16 protein-coding genes are annotated in these 13,991 nt (G+C 71.0%); 12 read left to right on the top strand and 4 right to left on the bottom strand.

From position 1 onward, the window contains the following. The first annotated feature begins 11 nt into the window (after nt 1–11). The 5 genes from ACFWQG_RS12100 to ACFWQG_RS12080 are packed head-to-tail and all read left to right on the top strand — an operon-like array spanning nt 12 to nt 4,612. On the top strand, nt 12–296 hold the full coding sequence (locus ACFWQG_RS12100) for a hypothetical protein (RefSeq protein WP_378507857.1): 285 nt from the start codon (nt 12–14) through the stop codon (nt 294–296). After that, nucleotides 293–1,111 carry a hypothetical protein gene (locus tag ACFWQG_RS12095; RefSeq protein WP_378507856.1) on the top strand — a complete coding sequence of 273 codons (819 nt, stop codon included), beginning with the start codon at nt 293–295 and terminating at the stop codon, nt 1,109–1,111. The genes ACFWQG_RS12100 and ACFWQG_RS12095 overlap by 4 nt, the downstream gene beginning before the upstream one ends. Nucleotides 1,112–1,147: 36 nt before the next feature. Continuing rightward, on the top strand, nt 1,148–3,121 hold the full coding sequence (locus ACFWQG_RS12090) for a fumarate reductase/succinate dehydrogenase flavoprotein subunit (RefSeq protein ID WP_378507855.1): 1,974 nt from the start codon (nt 1,148–1,150) through the stop codon (nt 3,119–3,121). Then, on the top strand, nt 3,118–3,879 hold the full coding sequence (locus ACFWQG_RS12085; protein WP_378507854.1) for a succinate dehydrogenase/fumarate reductase iron-sulfur subunit: 762 nt from the start codon (nt 3,118–3,120) through the stop codon (nt 3,877–3,879). Before ACFWQG_RS12090 ends, ACFWQG_RS12085 begins: the two co-directional genes overlap by 4 nt. A gap of 1 nt (nt 3,880) precedes the next feature. Continuing rightward, complete coding sequence (locus ACFWQG_RS12080) at nt 3,881–4,612, top strand: MBL fold metallo-hydrolase (RefSeq protein ID WP_378507853.1); 732 nt, start codon at nt 3,881–3,883, stop codon at nt 4,610–4,612. 3 nt (nt 4,613–4,615) lie between these two features. On the opposite strand, the gene ACFWQG_RS12075 is transcribed toward ACFWQG_RS12080, so the two are convergent. Together ACFWQG_RS12075 and ACFWQG_RS12070 are read right to left on the bottom strand one after the other, a co-directional pair. Continuing rightward, the gene (locus ACFWQG_RS12075) at nt 4,616–5,107 is read right to left on the bottom strand and encodes a pyridoxamine 5'-phosphate oxidase family protein (RefSeq protein WP_378507852.1); all 492 of its coding nucleotides are present in this window, start codon (nt 5,105–5,107) and stop codon (nt 4,616–4,618) included. Beyond that, complete coding sequence (locus ACFWQG_RS12070; protein ID WP_378507954.1) at nt 5,104–6,225, bottom strand: lipase family protein; 1,122 nt, start codon at nt 6,223–6,225, stop codon at nt 5,104–5,106. The genes ACFWQG_RS12075 and ACFWQG_RS12070 overlap by 4 nt, the downstream gene beginning before the upstream one ends. A 72-nt stretch (nt 6,226–6,297) precedes the next feature. Between ACFWQG_RS12070 and ACFWQG_RS12065 the strand changes: the two genes are divergently transcribed. Next, nucleotides 6,298–6,870 (top strand): YdeI family protein, encoded by a 573-nt coding sequence (locus ACFWQG_RS12065; protein WP_378507851.1) that lies wholly within the window; start codon nt 6,298–6,300, stop codon nt 6,868–6,870. 222 nt (nt 6,871–7,092) lie between these two features. Here ACFWQG_RS12065 and ACFWQG_RS12060 read toward each other — a convergent pair whose 3' ends face one another. Next, nucleotides 7,093–7,680, bottom strand: coding sequence for a TetR/AcrR family transcriptional regulator C-terminal domain-containing protein (locus ACFWQG_RS12060; RefSeq protein ID WP_378507953.1), 588 nt, complete (start codon nt 7,678–7,680; stop codon nt 7,093–7,095). A 147-nt stretch (nt 7,681–7,827) separates the two neighbouring features. Between ACFWQG_RS12060 and bioB the strand changes: the two genes are divergently transcribed. From bioB to ACFWQG_RS12045, 3 genes are read left to right on the top strand one after another with little or no spacing between them, the layout of a single operon-like run. After that, nucleotides 7,828–8,841 carry a biotin synthase BioB gene (gene bioB / locus ACFWQG_RS12055; RefSeq protein WP_378507850.1) on the top strand — a complete coding sequence of 338 codons (1,014 nt, stop codon included), beginning with the start codon at nt 7,828–7,830 and terminating at the stop codon, nt 8,839–8,841. Nucleotides 8,842–8,851: 10 nt separating this feature from the next. Further along, on the top strand, nt 8,852–9,067 hold the full coding sequence (locus ACFWQG_RS12050) for a hypothetical protein (protein ID WP_378507849.1): 216 nt from the start codon (nt 8,852–8,854) through the stop codon (nt 9,065–9,067). Nucleotides 9,068–9,105: 38 nt separating this feature from the next. Beyond that, nucleotides 9,106–9,687: a DUF2567 domain-containing protein gene (locus ACFWQG_RS12045; RefSeq protein WP_378507848.1), complete on the top strand. Its 582-nt coding sequence runs from the start codon at nt 9,106–9,108 to the stop codon at nt 9,685–9,687. 6 nt (nt 9,688–9,693) lie between these two features. Here ACFWQG_RS12045 and ACFWQG_RS12040 read toward each other — a convergent pair whose 3' ends face one another. Beyond that, the gene (locus ACFWQG_RS12040; protein WP_378507847.1) at nt 9,694–10,386 is read right to left on the bottom strand and encodes an NUDIX domain-containing protein; all 693 of its coding nucleotides are present in this window, start codon (nt 10,384–10,386) and stop codon (nt 9,694–9,696) included. Nucleotides 10,387–10,491: 105 nt separating this feature from the next. On the opposite strand from ACFWQG_RS12040, the gene nadA reads away from it, so the two are divergent. Genes nadA through nadC form a run of 3 tightly spaced genes read left to right on the top strand, consistent with a single transcriptional unit; the run spans nt 10,492 to nt 13,972 of the window. Continuing rightward, complete coding sequence (gene nadA, locus ACFWQG_RS12035; protein WP_378507846.1) at nt 10,492–11,532, top strand: quinolinate synthase NadA; 1,041 nt, start codon at nt 10,492–10,494, stop codon at nt 11,530–11,532. Then, the gene (locus ACFWQG_RS12030; protein WP_378507845.1) at nt 11,532–13,109 is read left to right on the top strand and encodes an L-aspartate oxidase; all 1,578 of its coding nucleotides are present in this window, start codon (nt 11,532–11,534) and stop codon (nt 13,107–13,109) included. Before nadA ends, ACFWQG_RS12030 begins: the two co-directional genes overlap by 1 nt. Then, the gene (nadC, locus tag ACFWQG_RS12025) at nt 13,106–13,972 is read left to right on the top strand and encodes a carboxylating nicotinate-nucleotide diphosphorylase (protein ID WP_378507844.1); all 867 of its coding nucleotides are present in this window, start codon (nt 13,106–13,108) and stop codon (nt 13,970–13,972) included. Before ACFWQG_RS12030 ends, nadC begins: the two co-directional genes overlap by 4 nt. Nucleotides 13,973–13,991 lie beyond the last annotated feature (19 nt).

Here is a 13,991-nt window from a genome sequence, read left to right as displayed (position 1 = left end):
TGGAGGTTCACATGTCCACCAGCGAAGTGATGGAGCTGCACCGCACCATTGGACACCTGCGCCAGTGCGTCGGCTCGTTGCGGAACATGTACGGCGACGCGTCGGTCGTCCGCCGGCTCGCCAACGACGTCGAACGCCTCGGGATCGACGCCGGTGACCTCGACGAGTCGCCGCCGCGACTCGCGCATCCGGTCGGTGCGTCGGAGCGGGTCGCGGTCCCGGAGGGGCCGTACGACCAGGCGCTGTGGCAGGGCGCCGACGACGAGGGCGTCGGCGGCCACCCGCACCAGCGGTGAGTGCACCCGCGCGATCCGCCACCGGTGTCCGATCGCCGACCCGCGCCTCCATCGCGGCACGCACGTTGCGCACGGACCGGTGGTGGCGTCCGCCGCTGCTGACCACACTCGGCCTCGCGGTGTTTGTGGTCTACGCGACCGTCCGGTCCTTCGTGCGCACCGCGTACTGGGTCGACGAGTACCACTACCTGACGCCGTTCTACTCGCCGTGCGTCAGCGCGTCGTGCGTCCCCGGCTCGACCCACTTCGGCGTCTGGGTCGGCGAGCTGCCGATGTGGGTCCCGCTCGCCTTCCTGTCGCTGCCGTTCCTGCTCGGCTTCCGGCTCACCTGCTATTACTACCGCAAGGCCTACTACCGGTCGATCTGGCTCGCGCCCGCGGCCTGCGCGGTCGCCGAACCGCACACCCGGTACACCGGCGAGACCCGGCTGCCGCTGATCCTGCAGAACGCGCACCGCTGGTTCTTCTACGTCGCGCTGGTCGTGTCCGCAATCAACACCTACGATGCGATCCTCGCATTCCACGGTGGCACAGGGGGATTCGGCTTCGGACTCGGCAACGTCATCATCACGGTCAACGTGCTCCTGCTCTGGGGATACACCGCCTCCTGCCACTCCTGCAGGCACGCCGTCGGCGGCAGGCTCAAGCACTTCTCCGCGCATCCGGTCCGCTACCGGCTGTGGACCTGGGTGAGTGCGCTCAACACCCGGCACATGCAGCTCGCGTGGACCACGCTCGGCACGCTGATGCTCACCGACTTCTACATCATGCTCGTCGCCAGCGGAACCATCACCGACCTGCGCTTCGTGAACTGACAGCGGCAGTCAGCCGACCGACCGAGGGGAGTACCGGTGGCCGAGGTGGAGCGGCACGACTACGACCTCGTCGTGATCGGCGCTGGCGGCGCCGGACTGCGCGCGGTGATCGAGGCCCGGCAGCGGGGGCTGCGGGTCGCCGTCGTGTGCAAGTCGCTGTTCGGCAAGGCACACACCGTGATGGCCGAGGGCGGATGCGCGGCCGCGATGGGCAACGCGAACCCGAAGGACTCCTGGCAGGTGCACTTCCAGGACACCATGCGCGGCGGCAAGTTCCTGAACAACTGGCGGATGGCCGAACTGCATGCCCGCGAGGCCCCCGACCGGGTGTGGGAACTCGAAACGTACGGGGCGCTGTTCGATCGCACCCCGGACGGGCGGATCAGTCAACGCAACTTCGGTGGCCACACCTATCCACGTCTCGCGCACGTCGGCGACCGCACCGGGCTGGAACTGATCCGCACCATGCAGCAGAAGATCGTCTCGCTGCAGCAGGAGGACTTCGCCGAGACCGGAGACCACGAGGCCCGGATCAAGGTCTTCGCCGAGTGCACTGTCACCGAGCTCATGCGGGACGGCCATGCCGGTGCGATCGCGGGGGCGTTCGGGTACTGGCGGGAATCGGGCCGGTTCGTGCTGTTCTCCGCACCCGCGGTGGTGCTGGCGACCGGCGGAATCGGCAAGTCCTACAAGGTGACCTCCAACTCGTGGGAGTACACCGGTGACGGGCACGCCCTCGCACTGCGAGCCGGCGCGAAGCTGATCAACATGGAATTCATTCAGTTCCACCCGACCGGGATGGTCTGGCCCCCCAGCGTCAAGGGCATCCTGGTCACCGAGGGCGTGCGCGGCGACGGCGGTGTGCTGAAGAACTCCGACGGTGCCCGGTTCATGTTCGACTACATCCCGCCGGTGTTCAAGGGCCAGTACGCCGAAACCGAGGACGAGGCCGACCGGTGGCTCGTCGACAATGACAGCGCACGGCGCACCCCCGACCTGCTGCCCCGCGACGAGGTGGCCCGCGCCATCAACTCTGAGGTCAAGGGCGGACGCGGCACCGAACACGGCGGGGTCTACCTCGACATCGCGTCCCGGCTGCCCGCCGACGAGATCATGCGACGATTGCCGTCGATGCACCACCAGTTCCTCGAACTCGCCGACGTCGACATCACGAGGGAACAGATGGAGGTGGGGCCAACCTGCCACTACGTGATGGGCGGCATTGAGGTGGACCCGGACACCGGATCATCCTGTGTCCCCGGACTGTTCGCGGCCGGCGAGTGCTCGGGCGGCATGCACGGCTCCAACCGGCTCGGCGGCAACTCGCTCTCCGACCTGCTGGTGTTCGGGCGTCGCGCTGGCCTCGGCGCCGCCACGTACGTCGAATCCCTCACCCGCCGCCCGAATGTCGATCAGCGGGACGTCGACGCGGCGGCCGCGATGGCCCTCGCCCCGTTCGACCCGCCCGCCGACGGCATGCTCGCCGAGAACCCGTACGCCCTGCACCTGGAGCTGCAGCAGGTGATGCACGACCTGGTCGGCATCATCCGCACCGACGGCGAAATCCGGTCCGCCATCGAGAAGCTCGAACAGATCCGCCGCCGCATCGAGTCGGTGACGGTGGAGGGTCATCGCCAGTTCAATCCCGGCTGGCATCTCGCGGTGGACCTGCGGAACATGATCCTGGTCAGCGAGTGCGTCGCGGAGGCGGCGCTGCTGCGCACCGAGAGCAGGGGCGGGCACACCCGCGACGATCACCCCGGCATGGACGCGTCCTGGCGCGGCACCCTGCTGGTGTGCAGCCTCGTCGACGGGCCGGACCCCGGCGGGAGGGTTGTTCCCGGCATCGCCATCACGTCCGAACCGCAGCAGCCGATGCGCCCGGACCTGTTCGCGCTGTTCGACTTCGCTGAGGTGGCCAAGTACTACACAGATGCGGAGCTTGCGGAGCATCCGGGGAGAGCAGACGAGGAACTGGCCGACCATCCAGGGAAGGCGGACGAGACATGAGCTATCGGGCGGCCTTCCGGGTGTGGCGCGGGGACGCGGACGGTGGCGACCTGCGCGACTACACGGTGGAGGCGAACGAGGGCGAGGTGGTGCTCGACATCATCCACCGGCTGCAGGCCACCCAGGCGCCGGACCTGGCGGTTCGCTGGAACTGCAAGGCGGGCAAGTGCGGATCGTGCTCCGCCGAGATCAACGGCAGGCCGCGGCTGATGTGCATGACCCGGATGTCGACCTTCGCGCCCGACGAGGTCGTCACCGTCACCCCGATGCGCGCCTTCCCGGTGATCCGGGACCTGGTGACCGATGTGTCGTTCAACTATGTCAAGGCCCGCGAGATCGAGTCGTTTACGCCGCCACCGGATCTCGCTCCCGGCGAGTACCGGATGGCACAGGCGGACGTGCAGCGGTCGCAGGAGTTCCGCAAGTGCATCGAGTGCTTCCTGTGTCAGAACGTCTGCCACGTCGTGCGCGACCACGAGGAGAACAAGGATGACTACGCGGGTCCGCGGTTCCTGATGCGGATCGCGGAACTGGAGATGCACCCGCTCGACACCGCCGACCGGCGTGACGCCGCGCAGACCGAGCACGGCCTCGGGCTGTGCAACATCACCAAGTGCTGCACCGAGGTGTGCCCCGAGGGCATTCACATCACCGACAACGCGCTGATCCCGATGAAGGAGCGGGTTGCGGACCGCCGCTACGATCCCGTGGTGTGGCTGGGCACCCGGTTGTTCCGGCGTCGCCGCGAAGACCACTGACATGGACACCACGACCACCGAGATTGCCCCGGGCCTCTACCGGTTCTCGACGTACGTCGACGACGCGAATCTGGTGATGAACCAGTATCTCGTCGACGGCGACGAGCCGCTGCTGTTCCATCTTGGCCAGCGCGCCCTGTTCCCGACGGTGTCGGACGCGGTCCGGCGGGTGATTCCACTCGACCGGCTGCGGTGGCTCGCGTTCGGGCACGTCGAGGCCGACGAGTGCGGGTCGGTCAACTCGTGGCTGGCTGCGGCGCCGAACGCCGCGGTGGCGCACGGGGCCCTGTCCTGTTTCGTGCAGGTGGGCGACCTCGTGGACCGGCCGCCGCGGCCGCTGCAGGACGGGGAGGTCCTCGAGGTCGGCGAACGCCGGGTGCGGCATATCGACACCCCGCACGTGCCGCACGGGTGGGACGCCTGCGTGATGTTCGAGGAGTCGACGTCGACGCTGCTGTGCGGTGACCTGTTCACCGCGTTCGGGCGTCCGCCCGCCGTCTCCGACGCCGACATCGTCGGGCCCGCGCTGGCAGGCGAGGCGTTGGGGCGGGCGACGGCGCTGACCCCGGCCCTGGTTCCGACGATCCGGTCGCTCGCCGCCCTGCGACCGGACACGCTCGGGCTGATGCACGGCCCCGCCTTTGTCGGCGACTGCGACGCGGCATTGCAGGAGCTGGCCGCCGGCTACCGCGACCTGGTCACGGCGGAACGGGAGCGGTGGGACGACGGGTGATCGTCACTGCGTGCGCACCACCCGTTCGGGTGCGCCGGGTCGCCAGATGGTGACGTCGAGGTGCCCGTCGAGGTACGCGACCGACGAGGCGCCGGTGACGTCGGCCGCGTAGAACGGCCGGAACTCGGTGCCGCGCAGGTCGAGACCGATCTCCTCGAACACGGCGTCGGCGAACCGCGCCTGCAGTGCCCGGTCCTGGACGTCGTACACGATGCCCCACAGCTTCGCGTCCCCGTCGCCGACCATTGAGTCGACCGTCGCGGTGTGCAGGCAGAACCGGGGATCGCGGTCGAGGTCGAGGAACTTCACGGTGCCGGGCATGCCGACGATCCACAGTGCGTCCTCGAACACCCGCGGCTCGATCGGGCTGATCCGCGGGAATCCGTCCGAGCGCAGCGTCGCCAGCAGGCACAGGTTCCCGGTGGCCGCCATCCGCCTGCTGAACACGGCCGCGATCGACGGCGCGGCCGCGGTGAACTCCGGCCAGGTGGTCACGGTCCGAGCACCGCCCGGACGAAGTCGCTCGCCTCGGCCTCGGAGGCGAGCATCGTCTCGAGGTGTCCCCGCGGGTAGGTCCGGAACGTGAACCGTTGCCCCGCACCGACGAGGTCCGCGACCAGCTTCAGTGTCAGCGGCGCGGGGACGATCGTGTCGAGCAGGCCCTGCCCAAGGAACAGTGGCCGGTCGTAGCCGCGCAGCGGGATCGCGAGCATCTCCCGAAGCGGCCGCAGGATCGGCTCGTCGAGGCCACGGGCGAACAGCGCACCGATCGACGTGTCCCCGAACGCGGCCGCCGCCTCCTCGTAGCAGAGTTGCTCGGCCTGCGCGACGACCCGCCTGCCCCGCTCGCTCAGGTAGGCGTCGACGTCGAGATCCGGGTGGCTCGCCCGCAGGCCCGCGATCACGTAGGCGATGAACACGGTGGTCCCGGTCAGCGGCAGCGGCGGAAACCACGGGCCGCCGAGCGGGGCGAGGTTCTCGATGTTCGACGGCACCCCCAGCGCGACGGTGCCGCGATGGTCGAGTTCCGGCGCGTACGCGGTCGCCAGCGTCGCGGTCACCATCGCCGCCTGCCCACCCTGCGACTGTCCGAGCGTCACCCAGCGATCCGACAGGCTCGGCTCAACGGCCCGCGCGGCCCGGACCATGTCGACGACTGCATGTGCCTCCGATCGCCCGTCCAGGTAGGGGTGTACCCCCTCGGTGCCGAGGCCGACGTAGTCGGTCGCGACGATCGCATACCCCTGCGCGAGCCACCGACCCAGGTACGGGCCGCCGATCTTGCCGGTCACCGTTGGCGCGCACGCGTCCGCGACGCCGACCGCGCCGTGCGCCCAGGAGATCACCGGCCAGCCGCCGGGCGGCGGCTGCCCGGGCGGAAGGAACACCGCGCCGGTGCTCGACGCGGGCCGATCCTGCGGCCCGAGGGTCCGGTACGTCAACACGCGCCCGGAGGCCGCCCCCGGAATCCAGGCCTCCGGTGGCAGGGCGTGGACCGCGGTGACCGTGCCCGGCCGGTCCGCCGGTGCCGCGGCGGACGCCCCCGACCCCGCGACCACGCCTGCGACCGCGAGGACGGTGGCGGCGGCGAGCATCCGTGCGGACATGTCCATCAGTGTGCGCGCGGGCGCGGCGCCGCGCCCGACGAACAGGAGGAGGTCGGTGGCCCGGTCTAGCATCGGCGCATGGACGCAATCGACGGGGTGGAGGTCGTCGCCTTTCCGGACGCGGCGGCGTTCGAGAACTGGTTGGCCGAGCACCGGACGCGGCGCGAGGGGGTCTGGATCCTGGTGGCGCGGAAGAACTCCGGCATCGCCTCGATCACCGAGGACGAGCTGGTCGACGTCGGCCTGTGCTACGGCTGGATCTCCGGGCAGCGCCGCGCCAGCGACGCACGCTACTACCTGCAGAAGTACGTGCCGCGGCGGCCGCGCAGCGTGTGGTCACAGGTCAACGTGGACAAGGTCGCCGCGTTGTCCGCGGCGGGCCGGATGCGCGAACCGGGTCTCGTCGAGGTCCGCCGCGCCAAGGCCGACGGGCGCTGGGACGCCGCCTACGCATCGCAGAAGACGGCCACCGTCCCCGCCGATCTCGCGGAGGCGATGGCGTCGAACCCGGCCGCGGCCCGCGCGTTCGACGCCCTCGACCGGACCGCCCGCTATCAGCTGATCCTTCCGGTGCTGCAGGCCCGGACTCCGAAGACGCGGCTCGCCAGGGTGCAGAAGGCACTCGACGCGCTGGGCGGCGACTCGGCCTGACCGCGGTCAGACCCGCGCCGCATGCGTGCGTGAATGCCCGTGTGCACAGCCCTGTTGCGGTGTGTGCGGGGGTTGTGGGCGTGCAGTTCCCGTGTGGGTGCGCGAACGGCCGTGTGCACACGGGTTTTGGTGGGTGTGCGGGGGTTCTGGGCGTGCAGTGGCGGTGTGCGTGCGTGAACGGCCGTGTGCACACCCCCGCGGGAGCCCCCGCGCCGGCACGCGTCAGCGGCGCGCGTGCTCGCCGAGCCGGCTGCGGACACCGTCGACGAACAGTCGCAGGCCGTAGTCGAAACGCGCTGTGCCGCTGGTGCTGTCGTACAGCGGCGACGCGTCCTCGGTCAGTGCGCCGTGGCTGTCCATCTGCATCCGGGACTGCTCGTCCATCGTCTGCCCGAGGATGAAGAACAGCAGGGTATCGGCGGCGAATTCGGACTCGGCCGCGGGAAGCCCGGCATCCGCGCACGCGCGGGCGAGGGTGTCGCGGGCGTCGTTGGTGGCAAGGCGGGCCGCGTACGACGCGGACGCGAGTTCGGCGCCGTCCCGGTGCGCGAGCAGCGCGTCCCTGGTGCGGTGCGCCAGCACGTCGAGACGGTCGTCCCAGGACGTCGCCTCGATCGGGGCGGACACCGCGCCGAGCATCTCGTCGGTGATCGCGGCGAGCAGCGTCTGCTTGTTCGGGAAGTGCCAGTAGAGGGCGCCCGGCTGGACGCCGAGGGAGGTGGCCAGCCGCCGCATGGTCAGGTCGCCGAGTCCGTACTCGTCGAGGATCGCGATCGCCCCGGCAAGGACGTCGGCTCGTCGCAGCTGCACTGTGTCGTTCACTTCCCGTCGGTGTGTGGTTGACACCATTTCACCACGACCCTAACCTGAACGCCGTTCAACTTGTACGGTGTTCAAGTTCGCTGAGGCAACGATCTCGCGATCCGCGCACCTGCGCCGAATCCGAAGGAGCTGCTCGTGACCCAGGCACCCGCCCGCACCGACATTCTCGCGACCGCGAGGGATCAGGTCCTCGACCGTGGCGAGGGACTGACCCAGGAGCAGACCCTGCAGGTGCTGCAGCTGCCCGACGACCGGCTCGAGGAGCTGCTGGCCCTCGCGCACGACGTGCGGATGCGCTGGTGCGGCCCCGAGGTCGAGGTCGAGGGCATCATCTCCCTCAAGACCGGCGGCTGCCCCGAGGACTGCCACTTCTGCTCGCAGTCCGGGCTGTTCCAATCCCCGGTGCGCGCCGCCTGGCTCGACATCCCGAGCCTGGTCGAGGCAGCCAAGCAGACCGCGAAGACGGGTGCGACCGAGTTCTGCATCGTCGCCGCCGTCCGAGGCCCCGACGAGCGGCTGATGGCCCAGGTCGCCGCGGGCGTCGAGGCGATCCGCAACGAGGTCGACATCCAGGTCGCCTGCTCGCTCGGCATGCTCACCCAGGAGCAGGTCGACCAGCTCGCCGCGATCGGTGTGCATCGCTACAACCACAACCTCGAGACCTCTCGCTCGCACTTCCCGAACGTCGTCACCACGCACTCCTGGGAGGAGCGCTGGGACACCCTGCGGATGGTCCGTGAGGCGGGCATGGAGGTCTGCTGCGGCGGCATCCTCGGCATGGGTGAGACCCTCGAACAGCGCGCCGAATTCGCCGCCAACCTCGCCGAACTCGAACCCGACGAGGTGCCGCTGAACTTCCTCAACCCGCGCCCCGGCACCCCCTTCGGCGACCTCGAGGTGCTGCCCGCCGCCGACGCGTTGCGCGCCGTCGCCGCGTTCCGGCTCGCGCTGCCACGCACCATCCTGCGCTTCGCGGGCGGCCGCGAGATCACCCTCGGTGACCTCGGCGCCAAGCAGGGCATCCTCGGCGGCATCAACGCCGTGATCGTCGGCAACTACCTGACCACGCTCGGCAGGCCCGCCGAGTCCGACCTGGACCTGCTCGGCGAGCTGCAGATGCCGATCAAGGCCCTCAACCAGACCATCTAGGAGCGTCGCGATGGAGGTTGTCGAGCGGTACAACCCGTACACGGGCCTGCGGCTCGTCGACGGCGTCCCGGATGCGGTGCCCGCCGCGGCGGCCCTCGGGCTGGAGCCGCCCCGGTTCTGCGAGCACTGCGGTCGCCGGATGATCGTGCAGATCAGCCCGGACGGCTGGTGGTCGAAGTGCTCACGGCACGGGGTCAGCGACTCGACCGCCGGTGAGCGGCGCTGACGCGTGCCGCCCGCGCGGTCCCTCTAGAGTGGATCGACGTGACAACACAGACCCAGATGCCGGGCCAGCGGGCGTCGACCGGCGGCAGGCGTGCCGCGTCCGCGGAGGTGCGTTCGGCCGCCCGCGTCGTCGCCGGTGTCGTCGTGACCAGCGCGCTCGCGGGCATCGGGTGGGGACTGCTCGCGCCTGCCCAGCATTTCCTGGTCGTCTCTAGCGGTGGTGCGACCTCGCTGACGGGGGAGAGCACTCACCAGTTCGACGCCGTCGCGCTGTTCCTGTGCCTCGGCGCGATCCTCGGGGTGCTGTCCGCGGTCGCGGTGTGGTCGATCCGCGCGTACCGCGGCGTCGCCCAGGTGATCGGGCTCGTCCTCGGATCGGTGGTCGGGGCCTCCGCGGCCGCGCTGGTCGGGCTCGGGGTCGCGCAGCTGCGCTTCCCCGGTGTCGACGACCTCGAGGTCGGGCAGATCGTCCCGGCGACCCCGGGCCTCGGCACCGTGATGGCGCTGATCGCGCAGCCGTTCGCTGCGGCCCTGGTGTACCTGCTGCTCGTCTCGCTCAGCCCGCGGCCGGACCTCGGGGTCGAGGCCGTCGCACCCGCCGCCGAGGCGCCGCGCCGGTAGCGGCGGTCAGGTGGGTGGACGCAGGGCGGCGAACTCGTCGGTGACCCGCAGCCGCGACTCCGCGAACCGGTACAGCGCGGGCGGACGGCCGCCCGCTGGTCCCGGTGGCGCGGTGGCTCCGGTCGCGACCAGCACACCCCTTCGGCCGAGCACCCGCTGCAGGTTCGTCGCATCCACCTGGTATCCCAGTGCGGCGCAGTAGATCTCGCGAAGCGTGGACATGGTGAACTCGGCGGGGGCGAGCGCGAACGCGATGTTGGTGTAGGACAGCTTCGCCGCCAGCCGGGTGCGCGCGTGGGTGACGACGATGCCGTGGTCGAAGGCGGTCCTGGGAAGGGTCGTAACCGGGTACCACGCGGTGTCCGACGGGATGTCCGGGTCGGAGTCGAGGGGGACGAGTCCGAGGAACGTCGAGGCGATCAGCCGCACGCCGGGCACCCGCTGCGGGGCGGAGAACACCGAGAGCTGTTCGAGGTGCGCGACCTCGCGGACGTCGACCTTCTCGGCGAGCTGCCGCCGGGCCGAGGTGGTCATGTCCTCGTTGTCGCCGAGCAGTCCGCCGGGCAGCGACCAGGCCCCAGCCTCCGGGTCGAGCGCGCGTCGCCACAGCAGGACGCAGAGCTCGGGGCGGCCGTCGATCTCGCGGACCTGGAACACCGCGGTGAGGACTTCGTGGAGGGTGGTGTTACCATTGGGCACGTTTTCGATCCTAAGTCGAAAACCCCGAGAACGACAATTCGGGCCTGTTCGCCCGGCTGTCCGCCCGGCTGTTCGGTGAAGTGGATGCGGTAAAGGAGTACGGCAATGACGGGAACGATTGCTGGGGCGACGTTCGATGCGGCCACGATCGTCGACGGACCCGGTGGCTACACCGGTGTCGAGGCGACCCCGGAGTGGGCCGAGGAGGTCCGCCGCCTGGCTCGCGCGCAGAACGCGACGATCCTCGCGCACAACTACCAGCTGCCCGCCATCCAGGATGTCGCCGACCACGTCGGTGACTCCCTCGCGCTCTCCCGGATCGCCGCGGAGGCCGAGGAGGAGACGATCATCTTCTGCGGTGTGCACTTCATGGCCGAGACCGCGAAGATCCTCAGCCCGACCAAGACCGTGCTCATCCCCGACGAGCGGGCCGGCTGCTCGCTCGCCGACTCCATCACCGCCGACCAGCTCCGCGAATGGAAGGCCGAGTACCCCGACGCGCTGGTGGTCTCGTACGTCAACACCACCGCCGAGGTGAAGGGCCTGACCGACATCTGCTGCACCTCGTCGAACGCCGTCGACGTCGTCGCATCGATCGACCCCGAGCGTGAGGTGCTGTTCCTGCCCGACCAGTTCCTCGGCGCCCACGTCAAGCGGGTCACCGGACGGCAGAACATGCACATCTGGGCGGGCGAGTGCCACGTCCACGCGGGCATCAACGGGGACGAGCTGACCGCGCAGGCGAAGGCGCACCCGGATGCGGAACTGTTTGTGCACCCCGAATGCGGCTGCGCCACCTCCGCGCTGTACCTGGCCGGGGAGGGCATCGTCGACGAGGACAAGGTGAAGATCCTCTCCACGGGCGGGATGCTCGACGCCGCCCGCGCGACCGGGGCAACGCAGGTCCTCGTCGCCACCGAAATCGGCATGCTGCACCAGCTGCGCAAGGCCGCGCCCGAGGTCGACTTCCAGGCCGTCAACGACCGCGCCTCGTGCCCGTACATGAAGATGATCACCCCCGCCGCCCTGCTGCGGTGCCTGCAGGAACGCAGCGACGAGGTGCACGTCGACGCCGCGGTCGGCGAGCGGGCCCGCACCTCCGTGCAGCGGATGATCGAGATCGGCAACCCGGGCGGCGGCGAGTAGTGACCACGCAGCCGACGGTCGGCTGGGAGGCGCACGCCGACCTGGTCGTCGTGGGCGGCGGGGTCGCGGGGCTGACCGCGGCCCGCACCGCGACCCGCGCCGGCCTGCGGGTGGTGACCGTCAGCAAGGGCGGCCCGACCGACACGGCCACCGTGTACGCACAGGGCGGCATCGCGGTCAGCTCCGGCTACGACGTCGACGCGCACGTCGCGGACACGCTCGCCGCGGGCGGCGGCCTCTGCGACGAGGACGCCGTGCGCTCGATCGTCGCCGCAGGCGCGGACGCGGTCACCGCGCTGGCCGACCTCGGCGCGGTATTCGACCGCGGCCGCGACGGCGAGGTCTCCCGCACCCGCGAGGGCGGGCACAGCGCGCGCCGGATCATCCACGCGGGCGGTGACGCCACCGGCGCCGAGGTGCAGCGGGCGCTGAACGCGGCGGGGATGCCGGTGCTGTTCGGTGCCGCCGCGACGCGGGTGGTCACCGGGCCGTCGGGCGTCCAAGGATTGATCGTGCTGTCGGACAACGGTATTCGAGGATCGGATGCGGGTGCCGGTGTGATCCATGCGCCTGCCGTGCTGCTGGCCACCGGTGGTCTCGGGCAGCTGTACTCGTGCAGCACCAACCCGCCGGGGGCCACCGCCGACGGCGTCGCCCTCGCGCTGGACGCCGGGGCCGTCGTCGCGGACCTCGAGTTCGTCCAGTTCCATCCCACCGTGCTCTACGCGGCGGGCGGGGTCGGCAGGCGGCCGCTGATCTCCGAGGCGGTGCGCGGGGAGGGCGCGATTCTGGTGGATTCGCACGGTGATTCGGTCACCGCGGGAGTGCATCCGATGGGCGATCTCGCGCCCCGTGACGTGGTGTCCAAGGCCATCGCCGCCCGGTTGCGGCGCCTCGGCGAGGACCACGTGTACCTCGACGCCCGCCGCATCGACGGGTTCGCGTTGCGGTTCCCGACCATCACCGCCTCCTGCCGGGCGGTCGGACTCGACCCGACCACCGACCTGATCCCGGTCGCGCCCGCGGCGCACTACGCCTGCGGCGGGGTCGTCACCGACAGCCACGGCCGCACCGCGGTTCCCGGACTGCTCGCCGCGGGCGAGGTGGCCCGCACCGGGCTGCACGGCGCGAACCGTCTCGCCTCCAACAGCCTCCTCGAAGGCCTCGTGGTGGGGGAGCGGGCCGGGCTGGCCGCGGCCGAACGGTCGGCGGTCGCGGTGCAGGTCACCTCCGCCGAGGTTCCTGCGCTGCCCGCGGTGCCGCGCGGCGCCCTGCAGGCGGCGATGACCGCGCACGCGTCCGTCGTCCGTGACGGTGACGGGCTGGCCGCGGCGGCGGACGCCCTCGCCCGCGCCAGCAGTCGGCGGCCGTCGACCGTCGCCGACCTGGAGGACGCGGCCCTCACCGCGACCGCGACCGCGCTGGTCCTCGCCGCGTCCGCGCGCACCGAGAGCCGCGGCTGCCACACCCGGCTCGACCACCCCGACACCGACGACACCCGGCGCCGCCCCCTCCGCGTGCGGCGCACCCCCGAGGGCGCACTCGCCCTCACCGACCTGATCCCGACAGGAGCATGATGAGCACCCTGGCCGATGGCCTCGACCACGACGAGATCCGCACCCTGGTCCGCGTTGCCCTCGACGAGGACCTGCGCTACGGGCTCGACGTCACCTCCACCGCCACCGTCCCCGCCGACGCGGTCGCGTCGGCGTCGGTGGTGTCCCGGGCTGCGGGCGTCGTCGCGGGCATCGACGTCGGGCTGCTCGTTCTCGACGAGGTGATCGGTGCCGGCGCGTACCGGGTGCTCGGCCGCGTCGACGACGGCACCCGCATCGAGCCGGGGCAGGCCGTCCTGGAGGTGCAGGCACCGACCCGCGACCTGCTCACCGCCGAACGAACCATGCTGAACCTGATGTGCCACCTGTCCGGCATCGCGACCGCCACCGCGGCGTGGGTCGACGCCGTCGCAGGCACCGACTGCCGGATCCGGGACAGCCGCAAGACGCTGCCCGGGCTGCGCGGCCTGCAGAAGTACGCGGTCCGGATGGGGGGCGGCGTCAACCACCGGATGGGGCTCGGGGACGCCGCCCTGATCAAGGACAACCACGTCGCCGCAGCGGGCTCCGTGGTCGCGGCGCTGCGCGCGGTCCGCGCTGCCGACCCGGACATCGAATGCGAGGTGGAGGTGGACAGCCTCGCGCAGCTCGACGAGATCCTCGCCGAGGGCGTCGACCTGGTCCTGCTCGACAATTTCGCGCTGTGGGAGACGCAGGCCGCGGTGCAGCGGCGCAACACCCGGTCGCCGCGGACGAGGCTCGAATCGTCCGGCGGGCTGACCCTCGGCGACGCCGCCGACTACGCGGGTACCGGCGTCGACTACCTCGCCGTCGGCGCCCTCACCCATTCGGTCACCGTCCTGGATCTCGGTCTCGACATGTGACCGCCGAGGGTGGGTGATG

This window comes from Rhodococcus sp. NPDC058532, assembly GCF_042719255.1.
Taxonomy (GTDB): Bacteria; Actinomycetota; Actinomycetes; order Mycobacteriales; family Mycobacteriaceae; genus Rhodococcus_G.
The sequence above is the reverse complement of the archived record's forward strand: the minus strand, read 5'-3'. Positions and strand labels throughout refer to the sequence as shown.

Coding starts and splice junctions, on each gene's coding strand:
- ACFWQG_RS12050 (WP_378507849.1), top strand. CDS start 8,852: ATGGAGGTTGTCGAGCGGTACAACCCGTACACGGGCCTGCGGCTCGTC.
- ACFWQG_RS12100 (WP_378507857.1), top strand. CDS start 12: ATGTCCACCAGCGAAGTGATGGAGCTGCACCGCACCATTGGACACCTG.
- ACFWQG_RS12080 (WP_378507853.1), top strand. CDS start 3,881: ATGGACACCACGACCACCGAGATTGCCCCGGGCCTCTACCGGTTCTCG.
- nadC (WP_378507844.1), top strand. CDS start 13,106: ATGATGAGCACCCTGGCCGATGGCCTCGACCACGACGAGATCCGCACC.
- ACFWQG_RS12085 (WP_378507854.1), top strand. CDS start 3,118: ATGAGCTATCGGGCGGCCTTCCGGGTGTGGCGCGGGGACGCGGACGGT.
- ACFWQG_RS12065 (WP_378507851.1), top strand. CDS start 6,298: ATGGACGCAATCGACGGGGTGGAGGTCGTCGCCTTTCCGGACGCGGCG.
- ACFWQG_RS12070 (WP_378507954.1), bottom strand. CDS start 6,225: ATGGACATGTCCGCACGGATGCTCGCCGCCGCCACCGTCCTCGCGGTC.
- nadA (WP_378507846.1), top strand. CDS start 10,492: ATGACGGGAACGATTGCTGGGGCGACGTTCGATGCGGCCACGATCGTC.